This window comes from Bradyrhizobium sp. URHA0013, from assembly GCF_000518345.1.
Taxonomy (GTDB): Bacteria; Pseudomonadota; Alphaproteobacteria; order Rhizobiales; family Xanthobacteraceae; genus Bradyrhizobium.
Window position 1 is genome coordinate 448288 of sequence record NZ_JADK01000003.1, and the last position, 18922, is coordinate 467209.

The 18922-nt window shown below is 64.5% G+C and carries 21 protein-coding genes; 6 read left to right on the forward strand and 15 right to left on the reverse strand.

The features are described from left to right. The first annotated feature begins 59 nt into the window (after positions 1 to 59). Together N551_RS0102215 and N551_RS0102220 are read left to right on the forward strand one after the other, a co-directional pair. Positions 60 to 1445 (forward strand): MATE family efflux transporter, encoded by a 1386-nt coding sequence (locus N551_RS0102215; RefSeq protein ID WP_027565558.1) that lies wholly within the window; start codon positions 60 to 62, stop codon positions 1443 to 1445. Positions 1446 to 1552: 107 nt separating this feature from the next. Then, entirely contained in the window at positions 1553 to 1987 is a 435-nt protein-coding gene (locus tag N551_RS0102220) for a DUF2147 domain-containing protein (protein ID WP_027565559.1), read from the forward strand. 4 nt (positions 1988 to 1991) lie between these two features. Here N551_RS0102220 and N551_RS0102225 read toward each other — a convergent pair whose 3' ends face one another. Next, a complete protein-coding gene (locus N551_RS0102225; protein WP_027565560.1) occupies positions 1992 to 3128 on the reverse strand; it encodes a DUF3095 domain-containing protein in 1137 nt (378 codons plus the stop codon). 177 nt (positions 3129 to 3305) lie between these two features. Here N551_RS0102225 and N551_RS0102230 point away from each other — a divergent pair, with 177 nt between their 5' ends. Further along, positions 3306 to 3731 (forward strand): ribbon-helix-helix domain-containing protein, encoded by a 426-nt coding sequence (locus N551_RS0102230; protein ID WP_051462595.1) that lies wholly within the window; start codon positions 3306 to 3308, stop codon positions 3729 to 3731. A 4-nt stretch (positions 3732 to 3735) separates the two neighbouring features. Here N551_RS0102230 and N551_RS0102235 read toward each other — a convergent pair whose 3' ends face one another. From N551_RS0102235 to N551_RS0102255, 5 genes are all read right to left on the reverse strand, one after another. After that, positions 3736 to 3951 carry a hypothetical protein gene (locus tag N551_RS0102235; RefSeq protein ID WP_027565562.1) on the reverse strand — a complete coding sequence of 72 codons (216 nt, stop codon included), beginning with the start codon at positions 3949 to 3951 and terminating at the stop codon, positions 3736 to 3738. Between the two features lie 125 nt (positions 3952 to 4076). Beyond that, positions 4077 to 4799 (reverse strand): SDR family NAD(P)-dependent oxidoreductase, encoded by a 723-nt coding sequence (locus N551_RS0102240; protein ID WP_027565563.1) that lies wholly within the window; start codon positions 4797 to 4799, stop codon positions 4077 to 4079. After that, positions 4792 to 6174 carry a class I adenylate-forming enzyme family protein gene (locus tag N551_RS0102245; protein WP_027565564.1) on the reverse strand — a complete coding sequence of 461 codons (1383 nt, stop codon included), beginning with the start codon at positions 6172 to 6174 and terminating at the stop codon, positions 4792 to 4794. Before N551_RS0102245 ends, N551_RS0102240 begins: the two co-directional genes overlap by 8 nt. Beyond that, positions 6161 to 6406: an acyl carrier protein gene (locus N551_RS0102250; RefSeq protein ID WP_007597226.1), complete on the reverse strand. Its 246-nt coding sequence runs from the start codon at positions 6404 to 6406 to the stop codon at positions 6161 to 6163. Before N551_RS0102250 ends, N551_RS0102245 begins: the two co-directional genes overlap by 14 nt. A 139-nt stretch (positions 6407 to 6545) precedes the next feature. Next, positions 6546 to 8360 carry a long-chain-acyl-CoA synthetase gene (locus N551_RS0102255; protein WP_027565565.1) on the reverse strand — a complete coding sequence of 605 codons (1815 nt, stop codon included), beginning with the start codon at positions 8358 to 8360 and terminating at the stop codon, positions 6546 to 6548. 261 nt (positions 8361 to 8621) lie between these two features. On the opposite strand from N551_RS0102255, the gene N551_RS0102260 reads away from it, so the two are divergent. Further along, on the forward strand, positions 8622 to 9329 hold the full coding sequence (locus N551_RS0102260) for an SGNH/GDSL hydrolase family protein (RefSeq protein ID WP_027565566.1): 708 nt from the start codon (positions 8622 to 8624) through the stop codon (positions 9327 to 9329). A gap of 44 nt (positions 9330 to 9373) precedes the next feature. On the opposite strand, the gene N551_RS0102265 is transcribed toward N551_RS0102260, so the two are convergent. From N551_RS0102265 to N551_RS0102290, 6 genes are all read right to left on the reverse strand, one after another. Further along, positions 9374 to 9643 (reverse strand): DUF3551 domain-containing protein, encoded by a 270-nt coding sequence (locus N551_RS0102265; RefSeq protein WP_027565567.1) that lies wholly within the window; start codon positions 9641 to 9643, stop codon positions 9374 to 9376. Positions 9644 to 9676: 33 nt separating this feature from the next. Next, complete coding sequence (locus tag N551_RS0102270) at positions 9677 to 9958, reverse strand: DUF3551 domain-containing protein (protein ID WP_027565568.1); 282 nt, start codon at positions 9956 to 9958, stop codon at positions 9677 to 9679. Between the two features lie 128 nt (positions 9959 to 10086). After that, positions 10087 to 11964 carry a molecular chaperone HtpG gene (gene htpG, locus N551_RS0102275; protein ID WP_027565569.1) on the reverse strand — a complete coding sequence of 626 codons (1878 nt, stop codon included), beginning with the start codon at positions 11962 to 11964 and terminating at the stop codon, positions 10087 to 10089. A 123-nt stretch (positions 11965 to 12087) separates the two neighbouring features. Then, positions 12088 to 12501 (reverse strand): hypothetical protein, encoded by a 414-nt coding sequence (locus N551_RS0102280; protein ID WP_027514096.1) that lies wholly within the window; start codon positions 12499 to 12501, stop codon positions 12088 to 12090. Between the two features lie 262 nt (positions 12502 to 12763). Further along, complete coding sequence (locus N551_RS0102285) at positions 12764 to 13363, reverse strand: nuclear transport factor 2 family protein (protein ID WP_027565570.1); 600 nt, start codon at positions 13361 to 13363, stop codon at positions 12764 to 12766. Between the two features lie 163 nt (positions 13364 to 13526). Beyond that, the gene (locus tag N551_RS0102290) at positions 13527 to 14333 is read right to left on the reverse strand and encodes a response regulator (RefSeq protein WP_027565571.1); all 807 of its coding nucleotides are present in this window, start codon (positions 14331 to 14333) and stop codon (positions 13527 to 13529) included. Positions 14334 to 14554: 221 nt separating this feature from the next. On the opposite strand from N551_RS0102290, the gene N551_RS0102295 reads away from it, so the two are divergent. Continuing rightward, positions 14555 to 14785, forward strand: coding sequence for a NepR family anti-sigma factor (locus tag N551_RS0102295; protein ID WP_027565572.1), 231 nt, complete (start codon positions 14555 to 14557; stop codon positions 14783 to 14785). After that, positions 14785 to 15333, forward strand: a complete 549-nt coding sequence (locus N551_RS0102300) for a sigma-70 family RNA polymerase sigma factor (protein ID WP_007597240.1) — start codon at positions 14785 to 14787, stop codon at positions 15331 to 15333. Before N551_RS0102295 ends, N551_RS0102300 begins: the two co-directional genes overlap by 1 nt. A 119-nt stretch (positions 15334 to 15452) precedes the next feature. On the opposite strand, the gene N551_RS0102305 is transcribed toward N551_RS0102300, so the two are convergent. The 3 genes from N551_RS0102305 to N551_RS0102315 form a co-directional block, all read right to left on the reverse strand. Continuing rightward, a complete protein-coding gene (locus tag N551_RS0102305) occupies positions 15453 to 16151 on the reverse strand; it encodes a nitroreductase (protein ID WP_027565573.1) in 699 nt (232 codons plus the stop codon). A 139-nt stretch (positions 16152 to 16290) separates the two neighbouring features. Next, a complete protein-coding gene (locus tag N551_RS0102310; RefSeq protein ID WP_027565574.1) occupies positions 16291 to 17535 on the reverse strand; it encodes an acyl-CoA dehydrogenase in 1245 nt (414 codons plus the stop codon). A 137-nt stretch (positions 17536 to 17672) separates the two neighbouring features. Beyond that, positions 17673 to 18917, reverse strand: coding sequence for an acyl-CoA dehydrogenase (locus tag N551_RS0102315; protein WP_027565575.1), 1245 nt, complete (start codon positions 18915 to 18917; stop codon positions 17673 to 17675). Positions 18918 to 18922: the final 5 nt, after the last annotated feature.

Sequence of the window (18922 nt, forward strand, 5' to 3'; positions counted from 1 at the left end):
GCCGGGGCTGTACGCCATATAATATGTCGATCATCATCTAATATTCCGCGCGGTGACACATGACGATCGACGCCTCCCTAGACGCCGTGCCGCCGCCTGCCCCGGTCGCCTCCCCCATCGCCAGCTTGTTGACGGCACCGATCCTGCCCACGCTGCTGCGGCTTGCGATCCCCAACATGATCGCGATGGTCGGCAGCACGCTGGTTGCGATCGCCGAGACCTCCTATATCGGCCGGCTCGGCACCATCCCGCTCGCAGCGATCGCGCTGGTGTTTCCGTTCGCCATGCTGACGCAGATGATGAGCGCGGGCGCGATGGGCGGCGGCGTCTCGTCTGCGATCAGCCGCGCGCTCGGCGCAGGCGATCGGACCCGTGCGGCGACGCTGGCGCTGCATGCCGCCATCATCGGCCTCTGCGGTGGACTTTTCTTCACGGTGACGATGCTCTTCTTCGGGCGCTCGTTCTTCACGCTGCTGGGCGGGCGCGAGCGCGTGCTCGAGGAAGCCAGCGGCTATTCGCAAATGCTGTTCTCCGGCGCGGTCGCGATCTGGCTCGTCAACACGCTGGCCTCGGTGATCCGCGGCACCGGCGACATGCGTCTGCCCTCGATGGCGCTGATCGGGACGAGCGTGCTCCAGATCGCGCTCGGCGGCACGCTGGGGCTCGGCCTGTTCGGCGTGCCGCAATTCGGCATGCCCGGTGTCGCCGCCGGTCAGTTGATCGCATTCACCTGTGCTGCGATCTTTCTCCTCTGGTATCTCTGGTCCGGCCGCAGCCGGCTGCCGCTGGATTTCCGTGCCTTCCATTTCGATCGCGCGTTGTTCTTCGACATCCTCAAGGTCGGCGCGGTGGCCTGCCTGTCGCCGCTCCAGACGGTACTCACCATTTTGATCTTCACCAAGATCCTGGCGACCTTCGGCACCGAGATGCTGGCCGGTTATGGCATCGGCTCGCGACTGGAATTCTTGCTGATCCCGATCACCTTCGCCTTCGGCATCGCCTCGGTGCCGATGGTCGGCATGGCGATGGGCGCCGGACAGGTGAAGCGCGCGCGGCGCGTGGCCTGGACCGCGGCTGCGGCCTCGGGAATCACGGTCGGCCTGATCGGTGTCGTCATCGCGCTCGATCCGTCACTGTGGGTTTCGCTCTTCACCAGGGATCCCGGCGTTGCCGCCGCCGCGCACAGCTATTTCCATTGGGCGGGTCCGACCTTCGTGTTCTTCGGCATGGGCGTGTCGCTGTATTTCTCCTCGCAGGGCGCGGCGCGGGTCGGCGGTCCCGTGCTCGCCTCCACCGCGCGGCTGCTGATCGTCGCGATCGGCGGCGGCGCCCTCATGATGGCGCAGGCTCCGGCCTGGACCCTGTTCGCGCTGGTCGGCGGCGCAATGGCGGTGTTCGGGCTATCGACCGCGGCCTCGGTCGCCTTGGTGCGCTGGGGCAAATGAGCACAGGTCAATGCACGCAGGCAAATAAACGCGGGAATGTGATTCCATCCAGCGTTGCACTATCCTGCTAGGCTGCTATGGAGGCGCTCCACTTTGGGGCTCTCTCCATGACTTCCAGATTCGCTGCTCTCATCGTCCTTCTGGCTGCGCTCCTTGGCGCGACTGCTGCCCATGCGCAGAGTGCCGACGGGACCTGGCTGACCCAGGCCGGCGACGCCCGCGTCAAGATCAGCAAATGCGGCGGCGGCATCTGCGGCAATGTCGTCTGGCTGCGTGAACCCCACGACACCGCGACCGGCCAGCCCGCCACCGACAGCAAGAATCCCAATCCCGCCCTCGCCAGGCGCCCGATGATCGGCTTGCCCTTGTTCAGCGGCATGCAGCCGTCAGGGCCGAGCAAATGGTCGGGCCAGATCTACAATGCCGACGACGGCAGCACCTATGCGAGCAGCGTTACGGTCACATCAGCGGATTCGCTGCGGGTTGAGGGGTGCGTTGGCGCGCTCTGCGGCGGCGAAACGTGGACCCGGGCGGGGCGCTAGCGCTTCACGCCATCATCGCCTTCAGCGCCGTCGCCGCCGAAGCGTAGCCGCCCCGCGCACCGTCGATGAAATGGACGTGGTCGCTGCGCAGCGCCGACGGGGTGAAGCAGGTCATCATCGCGGCGTCCTGCTGGTGGAGGCCGTAACGCACGATGCCGTCGCGCGCGGCAGTCGCGAGGCGATCGCTGAGGGCGCGCTCGAGCTCCGGCGTACAGTCGAGGATCATGCGCAGGCCGTCGTCATATTTGCGGAAGTCGGAGTTCTCCACGACCTGCCGCTTATAAAGCTTCGGCACGAAGCCGCCGACCTTGAGATTGAAGCGCATGATCAGATAGACGAAAAGCGTATAGGCCAGCACGCTGGCGCGGCGTGCGAGCAACGGACCTCCGCGCTTGGTGCGCGCCTCATAGTCCAGCCCCTGCGGCGGCCATGTCAGCGGCGGACCTTGCGGCGGCACGGGCCGACCGGCATCCGGACTGCGCTCGACGAGATGGATGATGTCCTCGATCACCTTGCGGAATGCCGAGGGATCGGCGCCCTGGGTCGGCATCACCAACACGGACAGGATCAGGCCGCGCGCCGCCGGAATGACCTCGAAGCGGCAGGACAGGCCGGAGAGATCGGGCTGCGTGCCCGCGGGCGCTTCGGTGATCGCAAACTCGCCGCGCTTCATCGCGGCGTCGGCCCAGGCGAGCCCGCCGCCCGAGAACATCGCATAGGACAAATTGGCCGAGGGACCAAAGCGCGCGACGCGCACGTCGAGGCCCTGCGCGCGGATGGCGCTCACCGGCACCAGCGCGACGCGCATCCCCAAATCGAGATCTTCCCGCACCCAGGTCGCGGTCGCAGCCAAAGCCTCGCGGACCGGCTCGAGATCGCCGGGCGCGACCGCAAAACTCGCGCCGTCGCCGCCGAACACGAAGGGAAATTCGCGTCCCTCCAATGCGTTCGTCACCGCCGCGATCACGGCGGCACCGGCCATGTTCACCGCCTTGTAACGCTGCGCCGCGATGGCCTTGGTCGAATCCACGATGTCGGCAACGCCGACGCTCCAGTCGTCGGGCAGCGGCGAATACAAAGCGGGGTCCATCAGGCTGGTGAAGCCGCGAAAGACCGGAATGCCGCTATAAAAGGATGTCATCGGATGATGCCGGATGGTTGGGACGCGCGTCCAAAAGACATACGTAGCAGGATCGATCCGGGTTCGCCGGGGGGCGCGCCCTTGCAACCATTGGCCGAAATGGACCCGGACAACAAGATGAGGGCGCGCTGCAATGCCACAGAAGGTCGTTGATCGGCATCAAACAGCGGGCCGCAAATGGCGTCTAGTCTCGATGATCTGACATGGTTGCACGGGAACATCGACGTGTCCGACTTCAACGAGAAGGACTCCATCGCTCCGGTACGCCGGCGCACCGGGCGTGATCCCATCAGCGCGGTGAAGATGCCGGAAAGCCTGACCGCGGCCGTCGATAATTGGGCCGAAGCCCATCACCTGTCGCGCTCGGATGCTATCCGCACGCTGGTCGAACTGGGCCTGAAGGTCGCGCCCCCGGCACTCCCGCCAGGGCACCCGCTCGCCTCGGATGCCACCAGGATCGAAGAGCTCGCAGTGCATGAACTCGAGGGGTTGCTCGATCCTGCCCTCTCTGAGGACGAACGCGAGCGCCGGATCCGCCGTCTGACCGATGGCCCGCCGGAGTTCTCACACGAACGGATTGACCTGCCGAAGCACCGGACCTGAATGTCTAGTGCAGCTTCTCGTCCTGACGCTTGCGCAGCACAGAGGCGGGAACGTCATGGCAGCCGACAAGGCGCACGAATTTCTGCGGATACATTTCGTAACCGTGATCACCGGAATTCTGATGAGACATCGGCTCGCAGTGAACGGGCTGGCCTTGAACGTGGCTTTGCTGTGCGGAAGATAGCTTTGCCGACGCCTTGCCCGGGTTCGAAGCGGTCATGGACTGCTCCCTATCGATTAGGGCAGATCGATTGACGTAACCCAATCGATTGCGCGGCATCTTACGACCAAATCCGGATGATGTCATTGCGCCGGATCAATGCAATTGTGGCGATGGAGTTCCGCCTACGCCGTGTTGCCCGCGTCGACCGTGAACACGCTACCCGTCACATTGCGACCGCCCTCGCCCAGCAGATATTCCACCATGCGCGCGACGTCGTCGGTCTCCGGCAGGCGCCGCAGCGCGCTGCGGCCGGCGATGCGCTTGCGGCTATCGTCAGAGAGATTGTGCGTCAGCTCGGTGTCGATGAAACCGGGCGCGATCGCGTTCACGGTGATGCCGAGCTTGCCGACCTCGCGCGCGAGCGAACGGGTGAAGCCGGTGGCGGCGGCCTTGGTCGCACCGTAAACCGAGAGGCCGTTATAGCCGGTGGTCGCGATGATCGACGAGATATTGATGATGCGGCCGGCACCGTCGGCCATCATCTGGCGCGCGACATATTTGGTGAGAATGATCGGCGACAGCACGTTGAGCTGCACCAGCGCCTCGATCTCGGAATTGTGCATGGTCGCGAGCAGGCCTTCGGTGCCGAGGCCGGCATTGTTGACGAGCCCGTAGATCGGGCCGAATTCATCGCGCACGAGTTTGGCATAGGCCGGGATCGCGTCGATCACGGCAAGGTCACAGGCGCGGAAATGCAGGCGCCCTTCCGACCCGGCGATCGCCGCCGTGAGCTCGTCGCTCTCGCGCCGCGCGGCCGCGATCACGTTGTAGCCGGCATCGACAAGCCGCTTGCCGATCGCAAGGCCGATACCGCGGCTACCACCCGTGACGAGAACATTATGCATCGGTGCGCGCCAGTTTGCCGGCCGGGGTGACGTCGAGCGCCTCGACGAAGCGGATCACCGCCGGCACCTTATGGGACGCGAGCTGCGCGCGGCACTGATCCAGGATCTGGGCGCGGATCTCTTTCGCGCGCGCCGGATCGGTGCCGTCGGCGAGGATCACGTCGGCAACGACGATACCGCCGGTGATCGGGCTCTTGCGTGACTTCGCCCGCGACATCCGCACGTCGGGATGACGGTTGATCACCGCCTCGATCTCTTCGGGGTGAACCTTCAGCCCACCGATATTGATGATGCCGCCGCGGCGGCCGACGAAATAGTAGCGGTCGCCACGCAATTCGACGATATCGCCGCTGTCGACAAATCCGTCTACATCGGTGAGCGCAGCCGCGTCGCGGCCGATGTAGGCGTGCGCCGTGCGCGTCGAGCGGATGCGTAGCGAGCCGTCGATGACCTTCATTTCGACGCCGTTGCGGTTGCCGAGATAGTCCGCCGGAAAGCCTTCCAGCCCGTCATTGACGGCAAAGCCGACGCCCGCCTCGGTCGATGCATAGGCATGGCCGACGGAGGAATTCGGGAACGCCGCTTTCAGGCCGTCCAGCACCGCCTGGTCGGCGATCTCGCCGGAGAGGCGGACATAGCGCGGCGCGAACTGCGCGGCCGAGCCGCTCATCAACAGCTTGCGCCAGTGCGAGGGCGTGCCGGAGATGTGGGAGACGCCGCGCGCGTTCAACCGCGTGACGTGATCGCCGAGCGCCTCATGGGGATCGGACAGCACCATCGAGCCGCCGGAGAGGACGGCGCGGAGGAATATCTGCAGGCCGCCATAGCGGCGGATGTCGTAGAACGTCGCCCATACCGGCGTGGGTCCGCGCGCCGGGCCTTCGGCGACGATGGCGCCGGTGAGTGCTTCCAGCGTATGGCCGACGATTTTCGGCACGCCCGACGTGCCCGAAGTGAGCATCAGCCATTCCGTGGCGCGTTCGGTCCTGGCCGGCGTGGTAGCCTGAGGCGGCAGTTGTGCGGTGAGGACGAGCGGCACGCCGGTCTCGGCCAAGCGATCGGGCTCGTCGGTGACGACGGCGTCGATCCCGGCATCCGCCATCAGCGCATCGAGATGCGCGGGATTAAGATCGGGCGGGCACAGCAGCATGCGGCGCGCAATACCGTCGAGCTCGACCATGGCAAGGCCCGATCGGAGCTGGTCGGACAATTTCAGCAGCACCGCGCGGCCGGACAGCTCGCCCAGGCGGCCACCCAGGACCGTCTGCGACAGGATATCCGTCAGCGACACGACATCGTGCGCGTCCGACAGCGTGCGGCCGGTCAGCTCCGCGCCGAGATGGTCGCGAAGCGCAAAGATCTCACGCGGGGACATTTTCGTAGGCCCGCACGAAATCGCCCACAGTGGCGGGGAACGCTGCGTCCTCGGAGATGGTGAAGGGGTCGACGCCGGTCTCGTCCTCGAGGCGCGCCACCAGGATGGCGAAGGCGAGCGAGTCGAAGCCCGTCTCGTGCAGGGACAGATCGTCCGAGAGTGCGGGAAGCGCGACGTGCTGCTCCTTGGCGATCTGCTGGATCGCTTCAATGACCTTAGACCGTACCGACATGGCTGGCTCGCTTCTGTTGTCGTTCGTGTTGCGGCGGTTCTTGATGACCGCCTCCCTTGGCCGTTTGTTTACCCGACAGAAGTAAATGGCTTCTTGGACAATTCGGATAAAATTGGACCTATCTCCGAATTTTCGCGGGCTAGAGCCGGATCGTGCCCTCGTTGATTTGCGCATGTGTCTCCGCGTCCAGCGCGACATAGGTGCCGGCCTTCGGGTCCAGCATGAACAGCGGATCGGAGACCACGCCCGGATCAAATCCCTCGCGCGCGAGCTCGCCCTTTTTCTGCTTGAACGTCTCGGTCGCATCGAGTTCGCGCGAGATGCGTATGAAGACGGGGTGAGCATAGGCCGGCAGGCGCTGAGCGAGATGGGCGGGCAGCGCCTCGACGTCAAAGCCCTCGTTCACCACGACCGCGCTCATGCCGGCGCGGCCATCGGTGCCGGGGATGTTGACGCCGTAGGTGGTGGCATCGATCACGCCGGTGAAATCGCGTACGGCGTCGTTGACCTCCGAGGTCGCGACGTTCTCGCCCTTCCAGCGAAAGGTGTCGCCGATGCGATCGACGAAGTGGAAGAAGCCTTTCTCGTCGAGCCGCATCAGATCGCCGGTGCGGAACCAGGAATCGCCCTTGGCAAAGACATCGCGCAGGATCTTCTTCTCGGTTTCGCTCGCCTCGGTGTAGCCCTCGAAGCGACCGCCGCCCTCATCCGCCGTGCCGATGCGGCCTATGGCTTCGCCGGCCTCGCCGCGCGCGCAGGGAATACAAATCCCCTCTGCATTGCGCAGCGGCGCGCCGTTATCGGGGTCGAGCTTGACGAGGCCGGCAGGAAAACGATGCGCGAGCAGCGGCGGAACGCGGCCGATTGCGCCGGGCTGGCCCTCGACGTTGAACAGCGAGAAATTGCCCTCCGTCGCCGCGTAGAATTCGAGGATGCGCGGAATGGCGAAACGCGCCTGAAAATCATCCCAGATGTCACCGCGCAGGCCGTTGCCGCAGACAAGCCGCAGGCGATGCCGGTTCTCGTATTCCGACGGCGACGCCTTGAGCAGGTAGCGGCAGAGCTCGCCGATATACTGAAACAACGTGCAGTCGTGGCGCACGACGTCCGGCCAGAAATTCGAGGCTGAGAATTTTTCCGCGATCACCACCGAGCCGCCGGCAGCGAGCATGCTGCATGGCGCGACGATGCCGCCGACCGAGTGGAACAGCGGCAGGCAATCGTAGAGCCGATCCTGCGGCGTCGCGCCGGTGAGGCCGGCGAACCAAAAGCCCCAATTGAGGATGCGGCGATGGCTGATGCTGGCGGCTTTCGGCAGGCCGGTCGTGCCGGAGGTGTAGATCAGCAGGGCGCGGTCGTCGATGGTGACGTCGCCACGCTCGTCCGGCGAAAGCGGCCCGTCATCGAGGGCGGCAAGCGCGACATCGATCGCACGTTCGCTGCGGGCATCGCCATGAGTCCAGACCTTTGCTTCCGTCCTCAGGTGCGGCGACGCCCCGTCCAGCGCCTCCGCAAGCTCGTGCGCGACAATGACGTGAGCGGGCCTTGCGACTCCGATGCAATGCGCGAGCGACTGGCCAACGAGCTTGGTGTTGATCAGCGCGACCACGCCGCCGACCCGGCTGATGCCGAGCCAGGCCGCGACATAGTCGATGCCGTTCGGCATGATCAGCGCGACAGTGTCGCCCTTGGCCACACCGGCCGAGCGTGCCCACCGCGCATAGCGATTGATGCGTTTCGAAAGTCCCTCATAGTCGAGGCTCGCGTCATCGGTGGCCAGCGCACTGCGATCTGGCTGGCGCTGCGCCCAATCATCGACGACGTCGGCGAACAGCCGGCCCGGCAACGTCTCGATCCGTGCGGTGAGCTCGATCGCCTTCAGCCAGATTTTCGAAGCCGAAGGTGCGCGCGCGGCTTTCGGTTGCTCGATGACGCCGGTTGTCATGCCGTTCATTCTTTCGGAACGTGTCTGCTGGTTCCCGGCAGCTTAGCTCGCACGCCCTGCCCAGGCGTTAAGAGACAAGGTAAAACCAGGTTAGTGCGCGATTAACTCTAGTCATCCTTTACCAAACCGGATGCGATCGACGTGCGCGCGGCCTGGCAATTCTTGCGACAGCAGAGCCGGGCCGCGTTGCGCGGGAGGCTAGGCGGCTCCGGGCAAACGGGTTAGGCTTTTTGACCCTGCATTGTCCGGATTGCGAAAGGGAGACGACCTGTGGCTCTCGACTCGTCTGAGTTTCCTGTCCAGGTCGCGCCGTTCGAGCAGCCGCTGACCCATTTTGCCAGTCGCCTGAAGGACAGGCAGGTCAAGGTGGTCGCGATCGGCTCGTCGAGCACGGCGGGCGAAGGAGGCATCGCTCCCTATCCGCAGCGGCTGCTGGCCGACCTTCGGATACGATTTCCAAATGCCATGATCGAAGTGGTCAACCGGGGCGTTGGCGGCGAAGAGGCCCCTTTGGAGCTGAAGCGGTTCGACCATGACGTCTTCGATCTCAACCCCGATCTCGTCATCTGGCAGGTCGGAACCAATTCAGTGTGGCAATCCACCGATCCGCCCTCGTTCAAGGACACCACGCACGCCATCCGTGAGGGCATTGACCGGCTGCTCGGCGCCAAGCGGATCGACGTGATCCTGATGGACCTGCAATACGTGCCGGCGCTGCTGACACCGGCCAAGGCCGACAAGGCGAACGCGATGGTCGCGGCGATCAGCGAGATCGCGCATGCGAAGGGGGTCAACGTCTTTTGTCGCTTCGCACTGATGAAGAGCTGGCACGATGTTGCAGGAATTTCGTTCGACCGCATGGTCGACCCGGACGACGATAGCAGGCTGCACGCAAGCGACTGGACCACGGACAAGATGACCTGGCAGTTGACCGACGCGATCGTCACCGCGGCCAACAAGGCGCCTCACGGCAGCTAGTCCTGCATGCTCCGTCAGATTGATGGCCGAACGGGCGGTGAGCGCTAGCCGCCCCGCTGATGGCGCGAGCGCTGCGGCGGTGCGTTGAACGGATAATACGGATTGAGATCGCAGCTGGCGGAGCGGCCTGAAGCGGTAGCTCGGCACTGCGGCACTGAGGTGAAGGAGCAATCGTACCACTCCCCGCCACCGCCGTTCGCACCGGAATAGACGTGCATGCAGACGGGATAGCGCGGATCGAAGGTCTGCGCATGCGACGGCGCGGCCGTGAGCAGTGCACCGACGGTCATGATCAGGCCGAATAAGCGACGCATGAAAATTGCCCCCGAAAGTCGCATTGCGGATCGCTAGTGCACGTTCTTGTGGCGCCGGCGCGGCTGCGGCGGCGGTCGGTCGAAAGCATAATACGGGTTGACGTCGCAGCTTGCCGAGCGGCCCGAGGCCGTGGCGCGGCACTGCGGCAGCGAGGTAAAGGAGCAGTCGAAATAGTCGCCGCCGCCACCGCCGAAGCCGCCGGGCGTGTAGACGTGCATGCACACCGGGTAACGCGGATCGTAGGTCTGGGCGCTGGCATCTGCCGCCACGAACAGCATGACAATTGCGGTGAGGGTCAGGATCGGCAAACGCATGGAGAAATCCTCGAATCGTTCATGTCGGCGACCGGGATGCCGACCGCCTCATATGGCACAACACCACGACAGAGGCGACCGTTCCTGCGTGCAGATGACGGCAAGGTGAGTGCGGTGCACTGCGCCCGCTACCCGCCGAGCCCCTGCAACACCAGCCGGTTCAGCCTTGCCGCAAACGCGGCAGGGTCTTCCGGCAGCTCGCCGTCCAGGATCTGCGCCTGTTCGAGCAGGAGCAGACTGAGATCGTCGACCGCCTTCGAGCCGGCCTGAGCCTTCGTGATCGCGGTGACCAGCGGATGGCGCAGGTTGATCTCGAGGATCGGCTTGGTGCGCAGGCCGCGGTTCTGCTGGGCCAGGATGCGCTCGAGCTCGCGGCTCGGGCCCTGGCTGTCGGCGACGAGGCAGGAGGCGGAACTGGTGAGACGCGTCGAGGCCTTGACATCGCTGACGCGCTCGCCGAGCGCGGCCTTGATCACCGCGATGGTGGCGGCCTCGTCGGCGGCGGGCTCGTCCTTCTTCGCCTCGTCCGCCTCGTCGACGCGTGGGATCAGGTCGAGGTTGAGATCGCCCTGGCTCAGCGACTTCAGCGGCTTGCCGTCGAATTCCGATGGCATCGACGTCCAGAAGGCGTCGACGGGATCGGACAGCAGCAGCACTTCGATGCCGCGCGCAGTCGCCGCCTCGAGCCGGGGGTTCGACTTCAGCCGATCGATGCTGTCGCCGACCAGATAATAGATCTCGGTCTGGTTCGGCTTGAAATCGGCGATGACGTCCTTCAGCGAACGCTTCTCGCCCGAGGTCGTGGTGAAACGCGACAGCGCGAGCAGCTTTTCGCGGCGTTCGAAATCTTCGTAGATGCCTTCCTTCAGCACCGCGCCGAAGGCCTCCCAGATCTTCGCGAAGTTCTCCGGATCCTTCTCCGCAAGGCTTTCGAGCTCGGACAATACGCGGGTCGCCACGGCCTTGCGGATCTGTGCGAGCTGCGGATTGTTCTGAAGCATCTCGCGCGAGATGTTGAGCGGGAGATCCTCGCTGTCGACGACGCCGCGGATGAAGCGGAGGTAGCCCGGCAGAAGATCGGCATCGTCGGTGATGAAGACGCGGCGGACATAGAGCTTGACGCGTCCCTTGCGGTTCGGCTCGAACAGATCGAACGGCTTGGTCGAGGGCGCGAACAGCAGCACGGCGTAGGAGTAACGCCCCTCCGCGCGATAATGCAGCGTCATCGCGGGATCGTCGAAGGCGGAGGCGATCTGCTGATAGGCCTTCTTGTAGTCTTCCGGCGTGAGCTCGGATTTCGAGCGCTGCCACAGCGCGCTTGCAGAATTGATCTGGCGCGGTTCGCCCTCTTCAGGCACGAGCTCGATCGGGAAGAGGATGTTGTCGGAATACGCGCCGACGATACGCTCGATCTCGTAGGCTTCGAGATATTTCTTCGCATCATCCTTGAGGTGCAGGACGATCTCGGTGCCGCGCTGCACGCGGGTCGCATCCTCCTCGCTGGCACGCGCGATCTCGAAGCCCGACCCGCCTGTGGACGTCCAGGTCCAGACGTCGCTCTCGCCGGCGCGGCGGCTGACCACGACGATCTTGTCGGCGACCATGAAGGCGGAATAGAAGCCGACGCCGAACTGGCCAATCAGGCCGAGACCATCCTTGGCCTCCTTGAGCTTCGACACGAAGGCCTTGGTGCCCGAGCGGGCGATTGTGCCGAGGTGGTCGATCAGCTCCTGCCGCTCCATGCCGATGCCATTGTCAGCGATCGCAAGCGTTCCGGCCGTCTTGTTCGGAATGATCCGGATCTTGGGCGCGTCGCCCTCGCCCAGCAGCGCCGGACTCGCGATCGCCTCATAGCGCAGCTTGTCGCAGGCGTCCGATGCGTTGGAGACGAGCTCGCGCAGGAAGATATCGGTCTCGGAATAGACGGAGTGCACCATCAGGTGCAGAAGCTCGGAAACCTCGGCCTGGAAGGGCTGCGTATGCACAGCCGTGTCTGACGTCGTCATGCGTTTACCCGGTCAATCGAAAGGGAAAGAAACCCGGGATATAACGCGAGGGGGCAGGGGATCAAGTGACGTCAGCAACCGCCCCCCGGGGCGGAGGCCGACGTGTCCGTGGCAAAATGCCGATCAGGTCACACAGCGACCGGGCTGGAGCAGCTTTGCGACCTCGGTCAGGGAGCTGACCATCGGCTCGCAGGCGATGGTCGGCTTTTTGCGGCTCTGCTTCTGGTCCGGGAGCAACACCGGCGGCTTGGCGTTACCGGTCTCGATCACCGCGGGGACCCGCAGCAGCACCGACGTGTCGGCGAGATCGTTCAGCCGCATCGACACGGTACGGGTTGGAACCTCCGCCTGCTTGATATCGGCCAACCGGTCGGCTTTGCTGGAGCGATTCACGTTGTGGCCCGGCTTGTCAGCGACCGCCTGCCAGCGGTCGGCCAGATCATGGCCGGAGGCCAGCTGCACGGCGCCCACCTGAACGGCGCCGAGCGTCGCGGCGAGCGCGACGGCGCCTAAAAATACCTTTTGGATCTGTGACATGGCTGCCGGTCCCTCGCCCCATGGCGATCGCGGGAACAACGCGAGGAGATGACCGGGAGTTCTCAGTCGTTAAGATCACTTAACCGTGTGCGAAAAAGGCGCGCCCTCGCGAAAAATTCCCACGAAAAATTTCGCAACCGCCTGGAACGACTTTCGCGGACGGGAGTCGTCTCAACAGCCGGCTATTCCCCCCTGCCCCATAAGCCGGCGACGTAGGGCGCGACTGTGGTGATGCCAGTCGCGCCTTACTTTTGTCTGGCGTTCAGTTCGCCTTTCCCGCGAGCCACTCCCGCCCCTCCCCATAGAGCTTCTCGACCTCAGGCCCGGTCAAGCCCGGCATGTCGCGCTTGACCTTGTAGCCGATCAGCTCCTGCATGTAGGCGAGGTGGCGGTAGCCTTCCGGGAGCGCGGCAAGGGCTTTCTGGTCGAGCTGAAGTGTCGCGGCGGGATCGACCGGGTCGATCCGGTCCTTCTCGTAGATCGGCTGGCGGCGGACGATGCCCCATTTTCCCTGCCGCTTCTCCAGGAAATCGTAGAAGCGCCCGGTGCAGACGACGTCGCAGGGCACGTCGTGCACCGGCGCGCGCTGCGAGATGGTCATCTTGGTCTGCGCGATGGCGCGCGCCCCCTCGAGATCGATACTGCAGCCGCCGAGGAAATGCAGGATGCGCACACCCTTGGCGAACCCCTCCTGGCTGACCCGCATGAAATCCCGCGCCGGCCCCTGAAACCAAGTGGCGGACATCCAGCCTTCTTCGTGCCAGACGCTGGCAAAGCGCTCCCAATCGCCGGCGTCGCGCCAGACCGCCCAGTTCTCGACGAGGTCGCGGATGGCGAGGCGGTCGAGGAGTTGCTGGTCCATGAACACGTCTCCGATGGCACCGCGGCTGCAACGCGGCCGCTGCAGGAGGTATGAGCGGCGAATTCGATGGCCGTCAAGCGTGGCAACCTGGTCAATAAAAATCCGGCGCACCTTGCGGCACGCCGGATCAGATTTCGTCAAATGCCGGGCGCTGGCGCCTTCCTTACGCCGCCGGCACCTTCGGGGCGCGGTTGCGAGAGTTGCGCTGGAAGAACAGCGCCTGGCTCGCCACCGCCGACACCATCGCCGGCTGGAACGGTTTTGAGATCAGGAACGCCGGCTCGGGGCGCTCTCCGGTAAGGAAGCGTTCCGGATACGCGGTGATGAACACCACCGGCACCTCGAAGGTGCGGAGCAGCTCGTTGACGGCGTCGAGGCCCGACGAGCCGTCGGCGAGCTGGATGTCGGCCAGGATCAAGCCGGGCCGCCTGTTCTTTGCCAAGGCGACCGCATCGGCGTGGGTACGGGCGACGCCGACGACATTGTGGCCGAGATTCTTCACCAGGCTTTCGAGGTCCATGGCGATGAAGGTCTCATCCTCGATGATCAGCACGTCGGTGGCGATCTCGGCGGCCATCTCACGGCCTGCGGCATCCGCGAGCCGGCGCGTCTCGCCGACGTCGGTGCCGAGAATGTAGCCGACCTCTTCCTCCGAAAATCCCTCGAGCGAGAGCAGCAGGAAGGCTTGCCGCGGCAACGGCGTGATGTTCGAGAGCCGCCGCTCCGGCGGCATCGGCAGGTTCGTCACCTCGGAATCGTCGTTGACGGAAACGGAATTCCAGATCTGGGTGAACAGCCGGAACAGGCCGGCGCGCGGCCCGTGGCTCTCGTCGAGCACCGACGGATCTCCCAGCATGGCTTCCAACATGGCTGCGACATAGGCGTCACCGGAGGACTGGCTGCCCGTCAGGGCGCGTGCGTACCGGCGCAACAACGGCAAGTGTTCAGCAACAAGCTGTGAACGGGACATCCCCACTCCATATCATCATCGGGCCGACCTTGACGTGCAGGCGTTAGGCGGGGGGCCCGGGTTCCCCTGCTTGGCTGATTACGCCTCAGCCTGAGAAAAGTTCCGCATGGGGGCGGAACTTTTTCTCGCAGCTCGCATTGAGCCTATCCAGGGAACGGCTCCCGGTTGAGAGAACTTCTCGATTTTACAGTCACTTAACTCGGGGAAACGTGGAACAGGTCATGAAAGATCTCAAGTCTCAAGCCAGCAAAAGCACGACCCCCGGCAAGGGAGGGCTCACTCCGGAGATCCAGTCCCGGATCGGGCACCAGCTGCGCGCCATGTACGACGACGTGGTGCGGCAGGGGGTTCCGGACCGGTTCGCGGAACTGATCAAGAAACTTGATGCGCCGGGAGCGGCACCCCAAGTGGAAAATGGTGGCGGCTCTAACGACAACAATGGGAGGGATTGATGCCTCTCACGGACTCCCTGCGTAACGACATCCTGGCGGCCGTGCCCAGTCTGCGCGCGTTCGCCATCTCGCTCAGCGGCAATGCCGATCGCGCCGACGATCTGGTCCAAGAGACGCTGTTGCGCGCGCTCGCCAACATCGACTCGTTCCAGCCCGGCTCCAATCTGCCGGCGTGGCTGTTCACGATCCTGCGCAACCTGTTCCGCTCCGACTATCGCAAGCGGCGGCGGGAAGTCGAGGACGCCGAAGGCAACTATGCCAAGACGCTGAAGACGCAGCCCTCGCAGAACGCCCATCTCGAGTTCGAGGAATTCCGCACGGCGCTCGACAAGCTTCCGCAGGACCAGCGTGAAGCGCTGATCCTCGTCGGCGCCTCCGGCTTCTCCTACGAGGATGCGGCTTCGATCTGCGGCTGCGCGGTGGGCACAATCAAGAGCCGCGTCAACCGTGCGCGCTCCAAGCTTGCGGCGTTGCTCTATGTCGACGGCGCCGAGGATTTCGGGCCCGACGAGACCATTCGCGCCGTCATCGGCGGCAGCGGCGGCTGACCGCCGGCGTCAATCGGACCGAGACCGCGATGAAGGCGGCCGCTTCCGCGGCCGCCTTCGGATGTCTGAAGTGATCATGTCTGAAGCGTGAAACTTGATGCGTGCCTGCGTCGTCTCGATCACTCGTCCACGAAGGTCACGGTCTCGGCCACGCTCGCACGCGACGTGCGGTAGCTGTTGACCTTGTGGGCGTGGTCCGCATAGCCGAACGAGATACCGCAGACGATGCGGCGGTCAGCAGGCAAATTGAAATGGCGGCGGATCAGGCCGGAGTGGCGCGCGAGCGCCGCCTGCGGAATCGTGCCGAGCCCGAGCGCCTGCGCGGCCAGCATGAAGTTCGAGACATAGGCGCCGCAATCGATCGCACCGTAGATGCCGAGCGGCTCGTCGGTGTGGATGATGGCCACATGCGGCGCGCCGAAGAAATTGTAGTTCTCCAGCGCCTGCTTGGCATAGGCCATCTTGTCTCCGCGCGCGATGCCGAGCGTGTTGTAGAGCTGGAAACCGCTCTCGCGACGGCGATCGAGATAGGCGCCGAGATATTCGCGCGGCGGCGGGAAATCATAGTCGTCCCCGAGACCGCCCGAAGCCTCCTTGTAGATCAGCTTGCGGAAACGCTCCTTGGCCTCGCCGCTGGCGATGACGACCTGCCAGGGCTGGCTGTTGCACCAGGACGCCGTGCGCTGCGCGGTCGTCAGCAAATGTTCGATCGTCGCGCGATCGACCTCCTTGGCCAGGAAGGCTCGTACCGAGTAGCGCTCGTTGAGTAGCTCTTCGAGTACGCCGATGCGGTCGTTTTGCTTTACTTGTGCGTCCATGGATCAACTCGCGCCTTCTCTTCGTAAGGTGGGCAAAGGCGCATAGCGCCGTGCCCACCGACAGACTTACCTCGGCGCATCTGCGCATGGTGGGCACGCTTGGCTTTGCCCACCCTACAAGATACAGCGAGAGACTAGATCACCGTCCCTTGGTCGGGATCTTGTTGTACGGCACGTCCTTGTCGACGCGGATGTCGCCCGGCAGTCCCAGCACGCGCTCGGCGATGATGTTGCGCAAAATCTCGTCTGTGCCGCCCGCGATGCGCATCGAGGGCGAGGACAGCAGCATCTGCTGAAACTGGCCCTGAACGGTTTCCTCGTCGCTGCCTGTGAGAACGCCGGCCGCGCCCTGGAGGTCCATGGCGTAGGTTGCGATGTCCTGCAGCATCATGCCGGACACGAGCTTGCCGATCGAATTCTCCGGCCCCGGCCGTTCACCCTTGGACAGTGCCGAGATCGCCCGGTAGCTGGTGTATTTCAGCCCGTTCGACTTCACCGCCCAGCTCGCGAGTTTTGAGCGCACGGCGGGATCGTCGATGGCGAGGCCATCCTCCAGCATCAGATTGGAGCAGAACTCGAACATCTCGGGGACGCCGGTCGCAAGCCGCGAGCCGATCGACATTCGCTCGTTCATCAACGTGGTCAGCGACACGCTCCAGCCCTCGCCCACGGCACCGAGGCGCTGGCTGTCGGGAATGACGACGTCGGTGAAATAGACCTCGTTGAACTCCTGCATGCCGTTGGCCTGCTTGATCGGACGCACCTCGACGCCGGGGCTCTTCATGTCCAGGAAGAACATGGTGAGCCCCTTGTGCTTCGGCACATTGGGATCGGTGCGCGCGATCAAAAGACCGTAGTCGGAATAGTGCGCGCCGGAGGTCCAGATCTTCTGGCCGTTGACGACCCAATTGTCGCCCTTCTTCTCCGCGCGCATGCGCAAGCCCGCGACGTCAGAGCCCGCCGACGGCTCGGAGAAGAGCTGGCACCAAATCTCCTCGCCCGCGGCCAGCCTCGGCAAATGGCGCCGCTTGGCGTCCTCGCTGCCAAAAGCCATCACGGTTGGGCCGCACATGCCCTCGCCGATCTGGAACGGCTGCGTCAGCTTGCCATAGACGCCTTCCTCCTGCTGCCAGATCACCCGCTCGATCGGCGTCGCACCCCGGCCGCCATATTCCTTGGGCCAATGCAGGCAGGCCCAGTTGCCTTCGGCCTTCTTCTTCTGCCAGGCCTTGCCGACATCGACGATGTCGTGGTTGGCGAGCCGGATGCGGCCGAGCGAGGATTTTGACAGCTCGGCCAAAAACTCCTTCGGCGCGTTGGCCTCGACCCATTTGCGCGCGGTCTCGCGGAATGCGGCTTCCTGCGGGGTGTCGTCGAAATTCATGGCGGACCTCTTCGTTCTTGCTCTGTCTTAGTCCCTCATGGTGAGGAGGCGCGCAGCGCCGTCTCGAACCATGTGGCGTCAGTCGGGCCTGCATCCTTCGAGACGCCGCGTTCCGCGGCTCCTCAGGATGAGGATCATCAGCCTCTTCCCTTCGTCGGGATCTTGTTGAACGGCACGTCCTTGTCGACCCTGATGTCGCCGGGCAGGCCCAACACCCGCTCGGCGATGATGTTGCGCATGATCTCGTCGGTGCCGCCTTCGACACGGGTGCCCGGCGCGCGCAGCAGCATCGCCTGGAAGCGGCCGGCGAGTTCGGCATCCTCGCCGCTGACCACTCCGCCCGCGCCCTGCAAGTCCAAGGCATAAGTCGCGACATCCTGGATCATCGAGCCCGCCACCAGCTTTCCGATGGAATTTTCCGGTCCCGGGCGCTCGCCCTTCGACAGCGCGGAGATCGCGCGCATGCTGGTGTATTTCAGCCCGCTCGCCTTCACTGCCCAGTTCGCCAGCTTCGCGCGCACCGCACGATCCTCGATGGCAGGGCCGTCGTCCAGCATCAGGTCCGAGCAATAATCGAACAGCTCGGGGAAGCCGGTCGAGACGGCCGCGCCGATCGCGCTGCGCTCGTTCATCAGCGTGGTCAGCGAGACGTTCCAGCCGTCGCCGACCTCGCCGAGGCGCTGGTGATCGGGAATGCGGACGTTCGTGAAATAGACCTCGTTGAAGTCGGAAGCGCCGCTCGCCTGCTTGATCGGCCGCACCTCGACGCCCGGGCTCTTCATGTCCAGGAAGAACATGGTCAGGCCCTTGTGCTTGGGCACGGTCGGATCGGTGCGGGTGAGCAAAATTCCGTAGTCGGAATAGTGCGCGCCCGACGTCCAGATCTTCTGGCCGTTGATCACCCAGTCGTCGCCGTCCTTTTCCGCGCGGGTTCGCAACCCAGCGACGTCGGAGCCGCCGGCCGGCTCGGAGAACAGCTGGCACCAGACCTTTTCGCCGGAGGCGAGCGGCGGCAGATAGGCGCGCTTATGCTCCTCGCGCGCGAACGCCATCATGGTCGGCCCGCACATGCCGTGGCCGATGATGAACATGCGGGATAGCTGGCCGAACGGCCCCTCTTCCTGCTGCCAGATCACACGTTCGATCGGCGACGAGCCGCGGCCACCATACTCCTTCGGCCAATGCAGACAGGCCCAGCCGGCATCGGCCTTCTTCTTCTGCCAGGCCTTTGCAACGTCGAGGATGTTGGCGTTCTTCAATTGCGTGCGGCCGAGGGAGGATTTGCGGAGCTCGTCCTCGTATTGCTTCGGTGCATTCGCACCGATCCAGGCGCGCGCGGTGGCGCGGAATTCGGCTTCCTGCGGGGTATCGTCGAAGTTCATGACGT